The sequence below is a fragment of the Streptomyces sp. NPDC005266 genome (genome assembly GCF_040607655.1).
Classification (GTDB): Bacteria; Actinomycetota; Actinomycetes; order Streptomycetales; family Streptomycetaceae; genus Streptomyces.
This window is the reverse complement of the sequence record NZ_JBEXHC010000008.1, coordinates 263,432-280,211: the sequence shown is the minus strand read 5'-3', so window position 1 is coordinate 280,211 and position 16,780 is coordinate 263,432. Positions and strand designations below refer to the sequence as shown.

The 16,780-nt window shown below is 71.5% G+C and carries 11 protein-coding genes; 7 read left to right on the top strand and 4 right to left on the bottom strand.

The genetic code is table 11. The annotated features are described in order from the left end of the window. Nucleotides 1-153: 153 nt before the first annotated feature. From ABZU99_RS18545 to ABZU99_RS18535, 3 genes are all read right to left on the bottom strand, one after another. On the bottom strand, nucleotides 154-2,679 hold the full coding sequence (locus ABZU99_RS18545) for a SpoIIE family protein phosphatase (RefSeq protein ID WP_355952072.1): 2,526 nt from the start codon (nucleotides 2,677-2,679) through the stop codon (nucleotides 154-156). A gap of 204 nt (nucleotides 2,680-2,883) precedes the next feature. Next, a complete protein-coding gene (locus ABZU99_RS18540; RefSeq protein WP_355952075.1) occupies nucleotides 2,884-5,388 on the bottom strand; it encodes an MFS transporter in 2,505 nt (834 codons plus the stop codon). 210 nt (nucleotides 5,389-5,598) lie between these two features. Continuing rightward, entirely contained in the window at nucleotides 5,599-6,042 is a 444-nt protein-coding gene (locus ABZU99_RS18535) for an SRPBCC family protein (RefSeq protein WP_355952078.1), read from the bottom strand. A gap of 161 nt (nucleotides 6,043-6,203) precedes the next feature. Here ABZU99_RS18535 and ABZU99_RS18530 point away from each other — a divergent pair, with 161 nt between their 5' ends. Beyond that, entirely contained in the window at nucleotides 6,204-7,238 is a 1,035-nt protein-coding gene (locus tag ABZU99_RS18530; RefSeq protein ID WP_355952245.1) for an Rv2578c family radical SAM protein, read from the top strand. A 23-nt stretch (nucleotides 7,239-7,261) separates the two neighbouring features. Further along, the gene (locus ABZU99_RS18525) at nucleotides 7,262-7,831 is read left to right on the top strand and encodes a GNAT family N-acetyltransferase (RefSeq protein WP_355952081.1); all 570 of its coding nucleotides are present in this window, start codon (nucleotides 7,262-7,264) and stop codon (nucleotides 7,829-7,831) included. 25 nt (nucleotides 7,832-7,856) lie between these two features. Here ABZU99_RS18525 and ABZU99_RS18520 read toward each other — a convergent pair whose 3' ends face one another. Beyond that, complete coding sequence (locus ABZU99_RS18520) at nucleotides 7,857-8,504, bottom strand: HEAT repeat domain-containing protein (protein ID WP_355952084.1); 648 nt, start codon at nucleotides 8,502-8,504, stop codon at nucleotides 7,857-7,859. 391 nt (nucleotides 8,505-8,895) lie between these two features. Here ABZU99_RS18520 and ABZU99_RS18515 point away from each other — a divergent pair, with 391 nt between their 5' ends. The 5 genes from ABZU99_RS18515 (at nucleotide 8,896) to ABZU99_RS18495 (ending at nucleotide 16,776) form a co-directional block, all read left to right on the top strand. Further along, the gene (locus ABZU99_RS18515; protein WP_355952087.1) at nucleotides 8,896-10,746 is read left to right on the top strand and encodes a 3-hydroxybutyryl-CoA dehydrogenase; all 1,851 of its coding nucleotides are present in this window, start codon (nucleotides 8,896-8,898) and stop codon (nucleotides 10,744-10,746) included. Between the two features lie 85 nt (nucleotides 10,747-10,831). Then, a complete protein-coding gene (locus ABZU99_RS18510) occupies nucleotides 10,832-11,659 on the top strand; it encodes a TetR family transcriptional regulator (protein WP_355952089.1) in 828 nt (275 codons plus the stop codon). 784 nt (nucleotides 11,660-12,443) lie between these two features. Continuing rightward, complete coding sequence (gene ccrA / locus ABZU99_RS18505) at nucleotides 12,444-13,781, top strand: crotonyl-CoA carboxylase/reductase (protein WP_355952092.1); 1,338 nt, start codon at nucleotides 12,444-12,446, stop codon at nucleotides 13,779-13,781. Next, the gene (locus ABZU99_RS18500; RefSeq protein WP_355952095.1) at nucleotides 13,781-15,799 is read left to right on the top strand and encodes a protein meaA; all 2,019 of its coding nucleotides are present in this window, start codon (nucleotides 13,781-13,783) and stop codon (nucleotides 15,797-15,799) included. Before ccrA ends, ABZU99_RS18500 begins: the two co-directional genes overlap by 1 nt. Then, on the top strand, nucleotides 15,796-16,776 hold the full coding sequence (locus ABZU99_RS18495; protein ID WP_355952097.1) for a CoA ester lyase: 981 nt from the start codon (nucleotides 15,796-15,798) through the stop codon (nucleotides 16,774-16,776). The genes ABZU99_RS18500 and ABZU99_RS18495 overlap by 4 nt, the downstream gene beginning before the upstream one ends. Nucleotides 16,777-16,780 lie beyond the last annotated feature (4 nt).

Sequence of the window (16,780 nt, the reverse complement as noted above, 5' to 3'; positions counted from 1 at the left end):
GGCCTCGTAGTGGGCCTACTCGGTCGATTCGGCAACGCCGCAGATGGCCGTGCCAGGGCGGCGAGCGGGGTGAACCTTGGCTGACGCGGCACTAGCTGACTACCGTCACCACCCGGCGCGGACAAGGGCGCCGGCGCATGCGGGGCAATACCCTCACCCGGTGTTCGAGCCCCGGCGCGCCGGGCGGGGCAGCGCCTGCTCGAACCACACCGTTTTGCCCCGTCCCGTGCGGCTCGTGCCCCACTCCCGCGCCAGTTTGCTGATCACCCGCAGCCCCCGCCCGAACTCGTCGTCCTCACCGGCGTCCAGCAGCGCGGGCAGCTCGTGGTCGTCGTCCGAGACCTCGCACAGCAGGGCCTCGGTACGGACCAGCCGCACCATCACATGGTGGGTGTGGGCGTGCCGGATCGCGTTGGTGACCGCCTCGCTCACCAGCAGCTCGGCGGTCTCCACCGCCTCCTCGAGCCCCCATCGGGTCAGCCGCTCCCGGACCAGCCGCCGCGCCCGCCCCACCTCGCACGGGTCGAGCGCCAGCCGCCACTGGGCGACATGGCCGGCGGGAACGCCGCCCAGCCGGGCCATCAGGAGCGCCACGTCGTCCTTACGGTCGCCATGGCCGTCCTTCTGCCGGGAAGAGGCGGCGAACGCGCGGATGATGGTGTCGCACGCGTCGTCCATCGAGGCCGCCGGGTGCGCCGCGGACTCGCACAATGCCGCGATCCCGGCCCCGATGTCCTGGCCCCGCACCTCGACCAGTCCGTCCGTGCACAGCACCAGCCGGTCGCCGGGCGCGACCCGCACCGTGGCCGTCTCGAAGGGCACCCCGCCCACGCCTATCGGGGCGCCGGTCGGCAGGTCCAGCAGCTCGCTGCGGCCGTCCCGGGCCCGGACCAGCACGGGCGGGACATGGCCCGCGTTGGAGATCAGCAGCTCGGAGCCGATCGGGTCGTAGACGGCGTACAGACAGGTGGCCAGATAGTGCTCGCCGAGCCGCTGCGCCAGATCGTCGAGGTTGCGCAGCAGCTGCGCGGGCGGCAGTTCGAGGGCGGCCATGGTCTGGACGGCGGTGCGCAACTGGCCCATCATCGCCGCCGAGTTCAGGCCGTGCCCCATCACGTCGCCGACGACCAGCGCGGTGCGCGAGCCGGGCAGCTTGATGGCGTCGAACCAGTCGCCGCCGACCCGCCCGAGGCGGGTCCCGGGCAGATAACGGGTGGCGATGTCGCAGCCCGCCATGCGCGGCGCCACCTGGGGCAGCATGCTGTCCTGGAGCGTGTCGGCGACGTTCTCCTGGTAGGTGTACATCCGGGCGTTGTCGAGCACGAGCCCGGCGCGGGCGGCGAGTTCGGCTCCGGTGGTGCGGTCCATGTCGTCGAACGGTTCGCGCCCGGGGCGGCGCAGCAGCACCATGAAGCCGAGCACCACATTGCGCGCCTTGAGCGGCACGATCAGGATCGACCGGCCGTTGATCAGCGGTCTCAGATCGCGCTTCTCGAACTGGCCGGCGATCCGGTCGCCCACCTCGTCGCTGATGTACGGGATCAGCACCGGCTCGCCGGTGACCATGCACTGGAAGAACGGGGTGTGCTCGGGGAAGGCGATGGACTCCCCGACCGGCACGGTGTCGTCCCAGCGGCCCGGTTCGTCGTTGTGCTCGACCCAGACGCGGTGCCAGACGGTGGTGACGTCCGGCGGCCCGTCGGGGAACCCCTCCCCCGCCAGCACCTGGGCGCGCAGATGCGTACCGGCGAAGTCCGCGAAGCGCGGGACGGCGGCGCTGGTCACCTCGCGGATGGTGCGGGCGAGGTCCAGGGAGCTGCCGATACGGCCGCTGACCTCGTTGAGGAACTCCAGCCGCTCGCGGACGGCGGCGTACTCCAGGTCGACGTCATCGGGCTCCACCGGTGCGTCGGGGGCGTGCGGGCGGCCCGGCGCGCCGCTCCCCGCGCCCGCGCGCCGACGTGCTGCCTCTTGGCGTCCCTGGCGTCCCTGGCGTTCCAGGCGCGCCTGGCGCTCGCGGTACCGGGGCATGCCCCAGTCCGGCGTCACCGGGACGCGCTCATAACGGCTGATCTCCAGCACGGGGTAGCCCAGTTCGAGCACCTGGGAGACGATCCGTCCGGCGGTGGCCGGGCCCATGTTGGGCAGGATGTCCGGCAGCCGGCCGGCCAGCCGCTCGGCGCCGGGGAACTCGGTGTGCAGCGCGAAACCGGGCGCGAACCGCTCCTGGTCTCCCGCCGCGTCCCCGGCCAGCCCCATGGCGTCCGCCGCCAGCACCAGCAGCCGCTCGGGACCGGGCCCCACCAGCGGATACGCCCACCACAGGACATCGACCCGGCCATGTGCGGCGTCCGCCATACGGGCCCGGCCGGCGGTGGGGTAATACGTCGAGCCGAGGAGCGAGTCGTCGAGCTCGGGCCCTGCTCCGTCCGACCCCAGATCCGCGCCGCGCAGGGCGCCCGAGACCGGCATCAGATCGACGGCCGGAGCGCCGACGGCCTCTTCCCGGCCGCGCCCGAAGAGCCTGCGCGCCCCGGAACTCCAGTGCGTGACGCGCCCGTCCGCGTCGACGACGACCACCGCGAGCGGCATCCGGCCGGGCATCCCGGCGTCCTGCTCCGGCACCGCGGGCACCCGGCTCAGCTCGTCGTCGCCGCCGCGTGATGTGCCCTGCTCCATAGGCGGAAGACTCCTTCGCACACAAGATCTGCGACACCGCTCCCCACGGTACGACCGATGCGGATGACCGCGTGGGGCAATACCCGAATAGGTGTCACGTGCTGATGCGTGCGACCGCCGCCGCCTTCGCCCCGCCCCGGCGCCGGGAGGCGCCCCCGTCGGGGGAGCCTCCCGGCGCCGGGGCGGCCAGGTCATGTCCGGGCCTCAGTCCTCGTGGCCGAGTTGGAGATCCCGTTCGGTGCGGCCGCCGCCCGCCACCTGCAGGACGGTCGCCACCGGTGGATAGCCCGCCGCGATGACCGTGTACTCGCCCGCCGACAGATCGATGAAGCGGAAGGCGCCGTCGGGGCCCGTGGTGGCCGTGTCGACCACATTGCCCGCCGCGTCCAGCAGGGTCACGCGGGCATCCTCCACCAGGCGGCCGGCGGTGGCCCGGACGACGCCGCGCAGGACCGCGCCGCCGGCGAGTTCGATGTCCTGACGGGTCTCCCGGGCTGCCTGCACGGTGACCGGGAGGGCGGCGGGGCGGAACGCGGGGGCGCTGGCGGCGAGGGTGTATTCGCCCGCCACCAACTCGGCCATCACATAGCCGCCTTCGCGCCCGCTGCGGGTGGAGGCGACGACCTCGCCGCGCACATCGGTCAGGGTGACCGTCGCCTCCCGCACCGGGGTGCCGTCCGCGGTCAGCACGGCACCGGCGAGGCGGCCGGCCCCGCCGAGGACGACGTCCAGCTCGACCGGCCGGTCGCCGACGGTGACGCTGACCGCCCGTGGCTGATGGCCCCCGGCCGCCGCGATCAGGACGTACGAGCCGGTGCCCGGGGTGCTCAGCGCGTACCGCCCGTCCTCACCGGTGGCGCCGCGCCCGATCTGCCGGCCGGCGATGTCGATGAGGGTGAGGGCCGCCCGCGGGACCGTGGTGCCGTCGTGGTGCTGGACCGTGCCGCAGACCGGGATGCCCGCGGCGGGCGGTCCGGCGGAGCCGGTGGCGTGCCGGGGCCCGGAGGCGGTGCGCGCAGCCGGTACGACGGGGTCTTGCAGGTCTGGCTGAACGGCGTAGTCGGCGGGGGACACCAGAGGTTTCTCCTTCAGCAGGAAGGCGAGCAGGAAGCCCAGGACGAGCACCGGCACGAGGTAGAGGAAGATCCGCGGTATGGCGTGGGCGTACGCCGCGATGTAGCCGTCGCGCAGCGCGCCGGGCATGGCGTGCACCACCTGCGGGGTGACCGAGTCGGGGTCGGGCAGCGGGGAGCCGTCGCCGCCGCGGCCGGACGCCGCCCCGGAGGGGAGCTCGACCGCCAGACGGTCGGCGAGCCGGTTGGCGAAGAGCGTGCCGAAGACGGCCGCGCCGACGCTGCCCCCGATCTGCCGGAAGTAGTTGTTGGCGCTGGTGGCCGAGCCGAGGTCGGCGGCCGGCACGGAGTTCTGCACGGCGAGGACGAGCACGGGAAGGACGAGCCCCATTCCGAGTCCCAGCACGCCCATCCACAGGCTGTAGTCCTGCCGGGAGGTGTCTTCCTCCAGCCGGGAGAGCAGCCACATCCCGACGGCCGAGATCAGCCCGCCGGCCACGGGGAAGACCTTGTAGCGGCCGGTGGCGCTGATGAGCTGGCCCGAGAGGATGGAGGCCAGGACCATGCCGCCCATCATGGGCACCATCAGCAGCCCCGACTCGGTGGCCGAGACCCCGTCGACCATCTGCAGGAAGGTGGGCAGATAGCTGGCGGCGCCGAAGAGGGCGACGCCGATGACCGCGCCGATCAGCCCGCTGACGCAGAAGACCGAGTCGCGGAACAGCCGCATGGGGATGATGGGTTCGGCTGTGACGCACTCCGCGACGACAAAGAGGATCGCGGAGCCCAGCGCCCCCAGGGCGAGCCCGAGGATGACGCGGGAGCCCCAGGCGTACTCGGTGCCGCCCCAACTGGTCAGCAGGACGGCGCAGGTCGAGAAGACGGACAGGAACAGTGCGCCCATATAGTCGAAGCTCGCCCGGCGCGGCGGCTCGGGCACCTTCAGTACGGCGGCCACGACGGCGAGGGTGACCAGGCCGAAGGGGACGTTGACGTAGAAGCACCAGCGCCAGGAGGCATGGTCGGTGAAGAAGCCGCCGAGCAGCGGCCCGGCCACCGACGCGAGGCCGAACGCGGCGCCGATGAGCCCCATGTAGCGGCCGCGTTCCCGCGGCGGCACGATATCGGCCATGATCGCCTGGACGCCGATCATCAGCCCGCCGGCCCCGCTCCCCTGCACCGCCCGGAAGACGATCAGCTCGTCCATCGTGCGTGACCAGCCCGCCAGCGCGGAGCCGACGACGAAGACGACGATCGCGAAGACGAAGACACTTTTGCGGCCGATGAGATCGCCGAGCTTGCCGTAGAGCGGCAGCACGATGGTGACCGCGAGGAGATAGGAAGTGACGGTCCAGGACATCTTGTCCAGGCCGTGCAGCTCGCCGACGACCTCGGGAAGGGCGGTGGCCACGATGGTCTGGTCGAGCGCCGCGAGCAGCAGCGCGAGCATCAGCCCGAAGAAGACCATCCGGACCCGGGCCGGGCTGAGTGGGGCGGGCGCGGCGGCGTCCGCCGCCGGCGGCGCCGTGAGGGGCCCGTCGGCGGCGGGAGAGGGAGCGCCTGCCGGCTCGTACCGCCCGTGCCCCTGGTGCCCTTCTCGGCCCTTCGGCACGGTGGTGCCGGTGGTCCCGCCCACGTCCTTCTCCCCTCGTCAGGCCTGCGCCGCCGCCCATTTCTCGCATTACGCGCAACTACGGGCAAGCGCGACGAATCGCTGACGAGGGACCTCATGGGGCATCAGCCCCGGTGAGAGGGTGTGCGGGGCTATGCGCACCGCGAAGAAAACCACCCGAACCGGTGAAGGCGACGGCGACCCCGGACGGGGCCATTCCGCTCCCCGGTCAGGTCACTTGGCCACCTCGGCCGCGAGCTTGGCCAGGATCTCGTCGTAGATACGGGCCAGCCCCTTGGGCGCGAAGGTCCGCTCGAAGAAGCCACCGATGCCGCTCGCGCCGGTCCAGGTCGAGATGACGACGACCCGCGCCTTGCCCTCGCCCGCCGGGGTCACCGTCCAGGTGGTGACCATGGAGGAGTTGCGGTCCTTCTCGACCAGCTGACCGTCGGTCGGCTCGGAGACCTCCAGCAGGCAGTCGCGCACCCGCTTGCTGGTCGCCTGGAGCTTCCAGTGCACCAGGGTGCCCTCGCCGTCGCCGCCCTCGCGCACCTCGTACTCGCTGAACTGCTGCGGAAGCAGCCGGGGGCGGGTCTCGCGGTAGTCGGCGAGTGCGTCGAACACGTCCTCGGGCCTGCCCGTGACGATGCGCTCCGTGGTGGCCTCGACCTGCCCCATTGCTCTTCCTCCGTGATCGACGCGGCGCCCTCTGGCTCACGGCGCCCTTGGCTGCGGCAAGCCAACCACCTCCCCGCCACCCGCCCAAATTCAGGGTTGACGGAATCGAATGAAACATGTGTTCTATTGTGGTAGCGAGCGAGACCCCGGAGGTGCGCGCCATGCGCTGGGACAATCTGACCAACGGCGACGAGGCGGCCGCTCCGGCCCTCTTCGCGGCGGACGCGGTGACCACCCGCACCGACACCCCCGGGTTCCGCGGGATCACCTTCCACGAGATCCGGGCGCGCTCGATCGTCAACCGGGTGCCGGGCGCCTCGCGGATGCCGTTCGAGTGGACGGTGAATCCGTACCGCGGCTGCAGCCATGCGTGTGTCTACTGCTTCGCGCGCAAGACACACAGCTATCTCGACCTGGACACCGGGCTCGGCTTCGACTCCCAGATCGTGGTGAAGGTCAACGCCCCGGAGCTGCTCCGCCGCGAGCTCGCCTCCCGGCGCTGGGACGGCGAGCACATCGCCATGGGCACGAACGTGGACTGCTACCAGCGCGCCGAAGGCCGGTATCAGCTCATGCCCGGCATCCTCCGCGCGCTCGTGGAGCGCGCCAACCCGTTCTCGATCCTCACCAAGGGGACCCTGATCCTGCGCGATCTGGAGCTGCTGCGGCAGGCCGCCCGGGTCACCGACGTCGGCGTCTCCGTCTCGGTCGGCTTCACCGACCGCGAGCTGTGGCGCACCGTCGAGCCGGGCACGCCCTCGCCCGAGCGCCGGCTGGACGTCGTGCGGACGCTGTCGGACCACGGCATCCCGTGCGGGGTGCTGATGGCCCCGGTGATCCCCTTCCTCGGCGACTCCCCCGAGCAGCTGCGCGCCACCGTACGGGCGATCGCGGAGGCCGGGGCCACCTCCGTCACCCCCCTGGTGCTCCATCTGCGGCCCGGCGCCCGTGAGTGGTTCACGGCGTGGCTCACCCGCCACCATCCGCGGCTGCTGCGGCGGTACGACGCACTGTACGAGCGCGGGACGTACGCGCCCAAGTGGTACCAGCGGCGGGTGACCGGAATGGTCCACGACTTCGCCGCCGAGTACGGGATCGGCCCGTACAAGGCGGGCGCGCACCGCAACGTCCGCGAGCCCGAGGCCGCTTCGCCGCCCTCCGCTCCCCCGGAACCGGCCCAGCTGACCCTGCTGTGAGGCGGTGACCCTAGGGTGGACGGATGAACGGGGTGCGGGTCAGGGAGATGACCGAGTCCGACATCGACGCCGTGGCGGCGGTCCGGGTCCGGGGGTGGCAGAAGGCGTATAGGGGGCTGATGCCGCAGGCGTATCTGGACGGGCTCAGCGTCGAGGAGGATGCCGAGCGCCGGCGGGAGTTCTTCTCACGCGGCGTCGGCGATGTCGTCAACCTTGTCGCGGAGACGGACCGCGGCGAGGGTGTGGTGGGCTGGTCCTGCTTCGGACCCTACCGGGACCGTGATCTGCCCTCCGGGGACGCCGAGTTGTACGCGCTCTACATCCGCCCGGCCCTCGTCGGCACGAGCGTCGGCCGCGCCCTGCTCACCGAGTCCCTGCGCCGCGTCACCGAACGCGACTTCCCCCGCCTGCGCCTGTGGGTCCTGCGCCACAATGCCCGCGCCCGCCACTTCTACGAGCGGGCGGGCTTCCGGCCGGACGGTGGCGAGGAGGCGTACAGGGTCGACGGCATCGCCGTCCCCGAGGTCCGCTACGCCCTGAGCCTCACCCCGGCGGTCGGCTTGAGGCCCGCCGGGGTGAGGGGCGGGGCGTAGGGGGCGGCAGGCGCGTCGCCGCGGGTCACCGCACGCGCGCTTTACCGGCCTTGCCCTGGGGCGCGCCGCCACCGCCGCCGCCGCTGATGCGGGCCAGGGCGGCGGCCGCCGCGGCGCTGAGGCGTATGTGCTTGCCCGCCGCGGTCAGGGCCGGGATGGCACGTTCGTCGCCGATCGCGCCCAGACCCTCCACGCACGCACGGGCGATCACCCAGTGACGGTCGCGGGCGGCCAACTGCCGCTCCAGGGCGGCGACCAGGGCCGGTACGGACTCTGGGGCGCGCAACTCGACCAGCAGCCGGATCGGGTGCAGGGAGTAGGCGGTGCGCAGCGGGTTGGTGGCCAGGGCCGCGGCGGCGCGGGCGGTGCGCGGGTCACCGAGGCGGGCGAGGACGCGGGCGGCGGTCGCGCAGCGGGCGGGCTCGCGGTAGTTGAGCAGGAGGACCAGGGTTTCGAAGGCCCGGCGGTCGCCCGCGCTGCCGAGCACGAAGGCCGCGGTCTCCCGGGCCCACAGCGGCTGCTCCGGCGCGACCAGGATGCGGGCCAGCTGTTCGCGCGCGGCAGGGGTGCCCTGGCGTACGAGCGCGAGCAGCGCGGCGTGGGCCGCCGTTTCCTGCGGGGTTGCGAGCGAGGCCCGTACCCGCTCCGTCAGCGTCCGGAATTCATCGTCCATGCGAGGTCTCCCCTCCCCGGTGATCTGCGCCACGGCGCAGCCTCACTTCGAGCTCTGGCATCTTGGTTACCCGCCGGTTAATATGGCGACACGAGCAGCACCCCTGCTCTGGCGGCCTGGTGACGCAGCCGCCTTGTGTGACGTCGGTTCGGCAGTAACAGCAGCAGTACGGCGTGGCCCCGGGACAGGGCCGGCCGCGTGTCTCCCACGGGCAGTTTCCTCCGTGCGGCGCTGTCCGCCAGGGAGCGTGCAAGCCCTTCCGTCGGAGTTCTGTGTCAACCGTGTCAGCCCGCAGCGCATGCGTGGCGTGAGCGGCAGCAGCGGCATGACCCGAGCTCCTCTCAGTCGTCACTTCATCCCCGTTCCCGGGGAACACCCTCTGGAGTCCGCGATGGACCGTCTACCGCACACCGGCGTCAGCTCTACGTCCTCCTCTGATCTCTCCCCCTCCCGGGCCCCGCTCACTACTGTCGCCGTCGTCGGGCTCGGCACCATGGGCACCGGCATCGCCGAGATCCTGGCCCGCGCGGGCCGCGAGGTGATCGGCATCGACATCAGCGAGAGCGCCGGCCGCCGGGCCGTCACCGCGCTCGAGGTCGCCACCGCCCGCGCCGTGCGGCGCGAGCGGATCAGCGAGCAGGAGCGGGCCGACATCCTGTCCCGGTTCCGTATCTCCACCGATCTGCGCGCCGCGGCCGGCGCGGAGCTGGTGATCGAGGTCGTGCCCGAGGTCTACGACATCAAGCACGAGGTCTTCACCGAGCTGGACACGATCGTCAGCCCCACCACGATCCTGGCGACCGGCACCAACGCGCTGTCGGTGACCCGGCTGGCCGCTGAATCCGCCCACCCGGAGCGGGTGCTGGGGCTGCACTTCTTCAACCCGGCGCCCGCCATGAAGCTCGTCGAGATCGTCTCCAGCGTGCTGACCGCGCCCGCGGCCATCGAGACGGTCACCGCACTCGCCCACGACCTGGGCAAGGAGCCGGTGGCGCTCGGCGACCGGCCCGGATTCGTCGCCGACGGGCTGCTGTTCGGCTATCTCAACCAGGCCGCGGCGATGTTCGAGGCCAAGTACGCGGCGCGCGAGGACATCGACGCCGCGATGCGGCTCGGCTGCGGGCTGCCGATGGGCCCGCTCGCCCTGCTCGACCTGATCGGCGTCGATACGGCCCGCACCGTCCTGGAGGCCATGTACGCCGCCTCGGGCGACCGGCTGCACGCGCCCGCGCCCATCCTGGGGCAGCTCGCCGAGGCCGGTCTCACCGGCCGCAAGGCGGGCCGCGGCTTCTACACCTACGAGGCGCCGGGCAGCGGCACCGTCGTCCCGGACCCGGCCGCGGCCGGCGCGGCGGCGGACCAGGCGCAGGCGGTGGACACCGCGCGCCCCGTGCACGCCGTCGGGGTCGCCGGCTCGGGCACGATGGCCAGCGGTATCGCCGAGGTCTTCGCCAAGGCGGGCCTCGATGTGGTGCTGGCGGCCCGGTCCCAGCAGAAGGCCGATGCGGCGAAGGCCCGTATCGGCAAGTCGCTGGGCCGGTCCGTGGCCAAGGGGCGGATGACGCAGAAAGCGTGCGACCAGGCGCTGGCGCGGATCACCCCGGCCGACTCGCTCGACGCCTTCGCCGAGGTGGACCTGGCCGTGGAGGCGGTGGCCGAGGACCTGGCCGTCAAGCAGGACCTGTTCACCGTGCTCGACAAGGTCTGCAAGCCCGGCGCGGTGCTGGCCACGACGACCTCCTCGCTGCCGGTCATCGCCTGCGCCCGCGTCACCTCGCGCCCGCAGGACGTGGTCGGGCTGCACTTCTTCAACCCGGCGCCCGCGATGAAGCTCGTCGAGGTGGTGCGCACCGTCCTGACCGCGGACGATGTGCGCGCGACCGCGCACGCCGTGTGCAAGACGGTGGGCAAGCACCCGGTGGACTGCGGCGACCGGGCCGGATTCATCGTCAACGCCCTGCTGTTCCCGTACCTCAACAACGCGGTGAAGATGGTCCAGGAGCACTACGCCACGCCCGATGACATCGACGCCGCGATGAAGCTCGGCGGCGGCTATCCGATGGGCCCCTTCGAGCTGCTGGACGTCGTCGGGCTCGATGTCTCGCTCGCCATCGAGAAGGTGCTGCACCGCGAGTTCCGCGACCCGGGGCTGGCGCCGGCGCCCCTGCTGGAGCATCTGGTCGCGGCGGGCTGCCTCGGACGCAAGACCGGGCGCGGCTTCCGCGAGTATGCGAAAGCCTGAGGACGGCTCGGGGTGGGGCGGACTGCTGGAGCCCTCCGTCGGTCCGCCCCCGCACCGGCACTCACAAGCGTGTTACGTTCCCCACATGTCCCAGCCCGTGAAGGCCGCTCGTACGAAGCGTACGAACCGATCCAACTCCGCCGACGGCGGTCAGAGCGCCGGAAGTCGCCGCGCCGCCGCCCAGCGCCTGTCCATGCGCCGCAAACTGGCGGCCGCGGCGATGGAGTTGTTCGCGACCCAGGGATACGAGGCGACGACGGTCGACGAGATCGCCGCCAGGGCCGGGGTGGCCCGCCGCACCTTCTTCCGGCACTTCCGCTCCAAGGAAGAGGCGATCTTCCCGGACCACGACGACACGCTGGTACGGGCCGCGGCGGTGCTCGACGTCGCCCCGCCGCACGAGAACCCCCTCGACACGGTGTGCCGGGGCATCAAGGAGGTCATGCGGATGTACGCGGCCTCTCCGGCGGTCTCCGTGGAGCGCTACCGGCTGACCCGCGAGGTCCCGGCGCTGCGCGAGCGCGAGATCGCCTCGGTGGCCCGCTACGAGCGGCTTTTCACCCGCTATCTCCTGGGCCACTTCGACGAGGGGGCCCACCACGACGGCGATGACGACCCCCTGCTGGCGGAGGTCGCCGCCTCCGCCGTGGTCACCGCCCACAACCATGTGCTCCGGCGCTGGCTGCGGGCGGGCGGCGAGGGCGACGTGGAGACGCAGCTGGACCACGCCTTCGCGATCGTCCGCGAGACCTTCGGCACGGGCATCGGCGCGGGCCGCCCCGCATCCGGCCAGGAGCGTCCCGCGGCGACGGTGTCCACGCAGGAGGACGACGAGGTGGTGGTGATGGTGGCGCGCACGGACGCCCCGCTGAACGAGGTCATGCGGACCATCGAGCGGGCCCTGAAGCGGTAGGGCGGGGGCCCGCGACAGGCCCGTACGCGCCGGGAGGCGGGGTACGGGGCCCGCGTCCTCCAGGCCCGGTTCGGGCCTGGAGGACGGCGCCGTGCGACAGCACCGCCCGAAGCCGTTCGACGCTGGTGGGCTCGTCGGCGTCGGGGGTGTCCGCCTCGTCGTCCGCCGCCCATCGCCCGTGCTCCCGCACCATGCGAGCCGCGCAGAGGGTCCGGCCGCGCTCTGCGTCGACGCGGTATTCCTTCATGACCCGGACACCGGCACCGGCCCGGTAACTCGCTGAAGGCCCGCGGGCGCACGGTTGCGCCGGGCGACCGGAAGCTGCCGTCCGTGTCGCGGCCCGGTCCCTTGCGGTACGTCGGCCAGCCCCCGGTGCTCCCCGCCCGGTAGAAGGTCATGCCCGTGATCATCAAGTCCCCGGGGCGCCCCGGCCCTCGGGCCAGACGCACCGTCTCGCCGTCCGCCCAGAGCCACAGCCATTGCTCATGCGTGCACCCCGGATGACAATTGAGAGAAATTGTTGGCACGCAGTGTCTTGCGGGGTGGCACAGGGTGCCATACGGTGAGGATGTCCGGACGGCCGGCGCGCTGCACACCCCGTGCGCCGGCTGTCCCCGCAAAACGTTTTGCGCGTCCGGACAGCGCCTGCGTCACCAGGCGTTCCCGGCGCTACCCGCGCCCATCGAGCAGCACCTCCGCCGAACCGACGGCACAGCAAACACCACCCGTCATGAGTCCAGCGTTCCCTCAAGCGTCCCTGAGCGACGCTTCGCCGGAGGCACCGATGAACGAGATACTTGACGCGATCCTGGCGTCGGACACAGCACCCGAGGACTTCGCGGCACTGCGCATCCCCGAGTCGTACCGCGCGGTGACCGTGCGCAAGGACGAGGCCGAGATGTTCGCGGGCCTCGCCACCCGGGAGAAGGACCCCCGCAAGTCGCTGCACGTGGACGAGGTGCCGGTGCCCGAACTGGGCCCCGGTGAGGCCCTGGTCGCCGTGATGGCCAGCTCGGTCAACTACAACTCGGTGTGGACCTCCATCTTCGAGCCGGTGTCGACCTTCAGCTTCCTGGAGCGGTACGGCAAGCTCTCCCCCCTGACCAAGCGGCACGACCTGCCGTACCACATCATCGGCTCCGACCTCGCGGGCGTCGTGCTGCGCACCGGACCGGGCGTCAACGCCTGGAAGCCGGGCGCCGAGGTCGTCGCGCACTGTCTGTCGGTGGAGCTGGAGAGCGCCGACGGCCACAACGACACCATGCTCGACCCCGAGCAGCGCATCTGGGGCTTCGAGACCAACTTCGGCGGGCTCGCCGAGATCGCCCTGGTCAAGACGAACCAGCTGATGCCCAAGCCCAAGCACCTCAGCTGGGAGGAGGCGGCGGCGCCCGGTCTGGTCAACTCCACCGCGTACCGGCAGCTGGTCTCCCGTAACGGCGCCGGGATGAAGCAGGGCGACAACGTCCTGATCTGGGGCGCGAGCGGGGGCCTCGGCTCCTACGCCACCCAGTTCGCGCTGGCCGGCGGGGCGAACCCGATCTGCGTGGTCTCCTCGCCGCAGAAGGCCGAGATCTGCCGGAAGATGGGCGCCGAGGCGATCATCGACCGCACCGCCGAGGACTACAAGTTCTGGAAGGACGAGCACAACCAGGACCCGCGCGAGTGGAAGCGGTTCGGCAAGAAGATCCGCGAGCTGACCGGCGGCGAGGACGTGGACATCGTCTTCGAGCACCCGGGCCGGGAGACCTTCGGCGCGAGCGTGTACGTCACCCGCAAGGGCGGCACGATCGTCACCTGCGCCTCCACCTCCGGCTACACCCATGAGTACGACAACCGCTATCTGTGGATGTCGCTCAAGCGGATCGTCGGCTCCCACTTCGCCAACTACCGCGAGGCGTGGGAGGCCAACCGGCTCATCGCCAAGGGCAAGATCCACCCCACCCTCTCCAAGACCTACCGTCTGGACGAGACCGGCCAGGCCGCGTACGACGTGCACCGCAATCTCCACCAGGGCAAGGTCGGCGTGCTGTGCCTGGCACCCGAGGAGGGCATGGGCGTGCGCGACCCGGAGATGCGGGCGAAGCACATCGACGCCATCAACCGCTTCCGGGACATCTGATGAGTGGCGAACCCAGCCCGAAGGACCGTCCGTGGCTGATGCGGACGTATGCCGGGCACTCCACCGCCGAGGCGTCCAACGAGCTGTACCGGCGCAACCTGGCCAAGGGGCAGACCGGGCTCTCGGTCGCCTTCGACCTCCCGACGCAGACCGGTTACGACCCCGACCACATCCTCGCCCGCGGTGAGGTGGGCCGGGTCGGGGTCCCGGTCTCGCACCTCGGTGACATGCGACGGCTGTTCCAGGACATCCCGCTGGAGCAGATGAACACCTCCATGACCATCAACGCGACCGCGATGTGGCTGCTGGCGCTCTATCAGGTCGTCGCGGAGGAACACGGCGCCGACATCGGCAAGCTCCAGGGCACGACGCAGAACGACATCGTCAAGGAGTACCTGTCGCGCGGGACGCATGTCTTCCCGCCGGGGCCCAGCCTGCGGCTGACCACCGACATGATCGCGTACACGGTCCACCACATCCCCAAGTGGAACCCGATCAACATCTGCAGCTACCACCTGCAGGAGGCCGGCGCCACTCCGGTGCAGGAGATCGCGTACGCGATGTCGACCGCCATCGCCGTACTGGACGCGGTGTTCGCGTCCGGGCAGGTCCCCGAGGACCGCAAGGGCGATGTGGTCGCGCGGATCTCCTTCTTCGTGAACGCGGGCGTCCGGTTCATCGAGGAGATGTGCAAGATGCGCGCCTTCGGCCGCATCTGGGATCGCATCACCCGTGAGCGCTACGGCATCGAGAATCCCAAGCACCGTCGCTTCCGCTACGGCGTCCAGGTCAACTCGCTCGGACTGACCGAGGCCCAGCCGGAGAACAACGTCCAGCGCATCGTCCTGGAGATGCTGGCCGTGACCCTCTCCAAGGACGCCCGCGCCCGCGCCGTACAGCTCCCGGCCTGGAACGAGGCGCTGGGCCTCCCGCGCCCCTGGGACCAGCAGTGGTCGCTCCGCATCCAGCAGGTCCTCGCCCACGAGAGCGATCTGCTGGAGTACGACGACATCTTCGCCGGCTCCCAGGTGATCGAGGCCAAGGTCGCCGCGCTCGTCGAGCAGGCCGAGTCCGAGATCGAGCGGATCCAGGAGATGGGCGGCGCCATGGCCGCCGTGGAGTCCGGCTATCTCAAGGCGCAGCTGGTGGCCTCGCACGCCGAGCGCAGAGCGCGGATCGAGGGCGGCCATGAGAAGATCGTGGGCGTCAACTGCTACGAGTCCACCGAGCCGAATCCGCTGACCGCCGATCTCGACACCGCGATCATGACGGTCGACCCGGCGAACGAGGCACGGGTGGTCTCGGCCCTCCACGAGTGGCGCGAGCGGCGCGAGGAGGGCCCCGCCCAGGAGGCCCTGACCGCGCTCCGCAAGGCCGCCGCGGGGACCGAGAACCTGATGACCGCGACCCTCGAATGTGCCCGTGCGGGCGTGACGACGGGCGAGTGGTCCTGGGCGCTGCGCGACGTCTTCGGCGAGTTCCGCGCCCCCACCGGGGTCGGCGGTGCGCCGATCGCCGTCGCGGCCGAGACGGGCAGCCCGCTCGCCTCCGTCCGCGAGAAGGTCGACAAGACCGCCGCCGAGCTCGGCGGCGGCCGGCTGCGGCTGCTGGTCGGCAAGCCCGGTCTCGACGGCCACAGCAACGGAGCGGAGCAGATCGCCGTACGGGCCAGGGACGCCGGCTTCGAGGTGGTCTACCAGGGGATCCGGCTCACCCCGGAGCAGATCGTCTCGGCGGCGGTCGCCGAGGATGTGCACTGCGTCGGCCTGTCCATCCTCTCCGGCTCACACGCCGAGCTGGTGCCCGATGTCCTGGAGCGGCTGCGTGCCGCGGGCGCCGGGGACATCCCCGTCATCGTCGGCGGCATCATCCCGGCCGCGGACGCCACCGCACTGCGCGCGGCGGGTGTCGCCGCCGTTTTCACCCCCAAGGACTTCGGTATCACGGAGATCATCGGACGTATTGTCGATGAGATCCGTACCGCGAACACCCTTCCCCCTCTGGAGGTTCCCGCATGACCGCCCCCGCCGCCTCCGCCGGTCGCGACCGGCTGCGCCCCCGCCGCTCCTGCCTGGCCGTCCCCGGGTCCAACCCGCGCTTCCTGGAGAAGGCCCAGGGACTCCCGGCCGACCAGGTCTTCCTGGACCTGGAGGACGCCTGCGCCCCGCTGGCCAAGGAGGACGCCCGGCACACCATCGTCAAGGCGCTGAACGAGGGCGACTGGACCGGTAAGACCCGGGTGGTGCGGGTCAACGACTGGACCACCCACTGGACGTACCGGGACGTCATCACGGTCGTCGAGGGAGCGGGCCCCAACCTCGACTGCATCATGCTGCCGAAGGTGCAGGACGCGCAGCAGATCGTCGCCCTGGACCTGCTGCTCACCCAGATCGAGAAGACCATGGGCTTCGAGATCGGGCGGATCGGCATCGAGGCGCAGATCGAGAACGCCAAGGGCCTGGTGAACGTCGACGAGATCGCCGCCGCCTCGCCCCGGCTGGAGACCATCATCTTCGGCCCGGCCGACTTCATGGCGTCCATCAACATGAAGTCGCTGGTCGTCGGCGAGCAGCCGCCCGGCTACCCGGCCGACGCCTACCACTACATCCTGATGCGGATCCTGATGGCGGCCCGCACCCATGACCTCCAGGCGATCGACGGCCCCTACCTCCAGATCAAGAACGTGGACGGCTACCGCGAGGTGGCCGGCCGCGCCGCGGCGCTCGGCTTCGACGGCAAGTGGGTGCTGCACCCCGGCCAGGTGGAGGCTGCCAACGAGGTCTTCTCCCCCTCCCAGGAAGACTACGACCACGCCGAGCTGATCCTGGACGCCTACGAGTACTGCACCTCGGAAGCGGGCGGTATGAAGGGCTCGGCGATGCTCGGCGACGAGATGATCGACGAGGCCAGCCGCAAGATGGCGCTGGTCGTCGCGGGCAAGGGCCGCGCGGCCGGAATGACCCGCACCTCCTCCTTCCAGCCCCCGGAGGCGTGAGAAA

Excerpts from the sequence above, each read along its gene's own strand:
- ABZU99_RS18535 (WP_355952078.1), bottom strand. The coding sequence starts at position 6,042 with ATGGGGCAGGTCGAGGCCACCACGGAGCGCATCGTCACGGGCAGGCCC.
- ABZU99_RS18545 (WP_355952072.1), bottom strand. The coding sequence starts at position 2,679 with ATGGAGCAGGGCACATCACGCGGCGGCGACGACGAGCTGAGCCGGGTG.
- ABZU99_RS18530 (WP_355952245.1), top strand. The coding sequence starts at position 6,204 with ATGCGCTGGGACAATCTGACCAACGGCGACGAGGCGGCCGCTCCGGCC.
- ccrA (WP_355952092.1), top strand. The coding sequence starts at position 12,444 with ATGAACGAGATACTTGACGCGATCCTGGCGTCGGACACAGCACCCGAG.
- ABZU99_RS18495 (WP_355952097.1), top strand. The coding sequence starts at position 15,796 with ATGACCGCCCCCGCCGCCTCCGCCGGTCGCGACCGGCTGCGCCCCCGC.
- ABZU99_RS18515 (WP_355952087.1), top strand. The coding sequence starts at position 8,896 with ATGGACCGTCTACCGCACACCGGCGTCAGCTCTACGTCCTCCTCTGAT.
- ABZU99_RS18510 (WP_355952089.1), top strand. The coding sequence starts at position 10,832 with ATGTCCCAGCCCGTGAAGGCCGCTCGTACGAAGCGTACGAACCGATCC.
- ABZU99_RS18525 (WP_355952081.1), top strand. The coding sequence starts at position 7,262 with ATGAACGGGGTGCGGGTCAGGGAGATGACCGAGTCCGACATCGACGCC.
- ABZU99_RS18500 (WP_355952095.1), top strand. The coding sequence starts at position 13,781 with ATGAGTGGCGAACCCAGCCCGAAGGACCGTCCGTGGCTGATGCGGACG.
- ABZU99_RS18520 (WP_355952084.1), bottom strand. The coding sequence starts at position 8,504 with ATGGACGATGAATTCCGGACGCTGACGGAGCGGGTACGGGCCTCGCTC.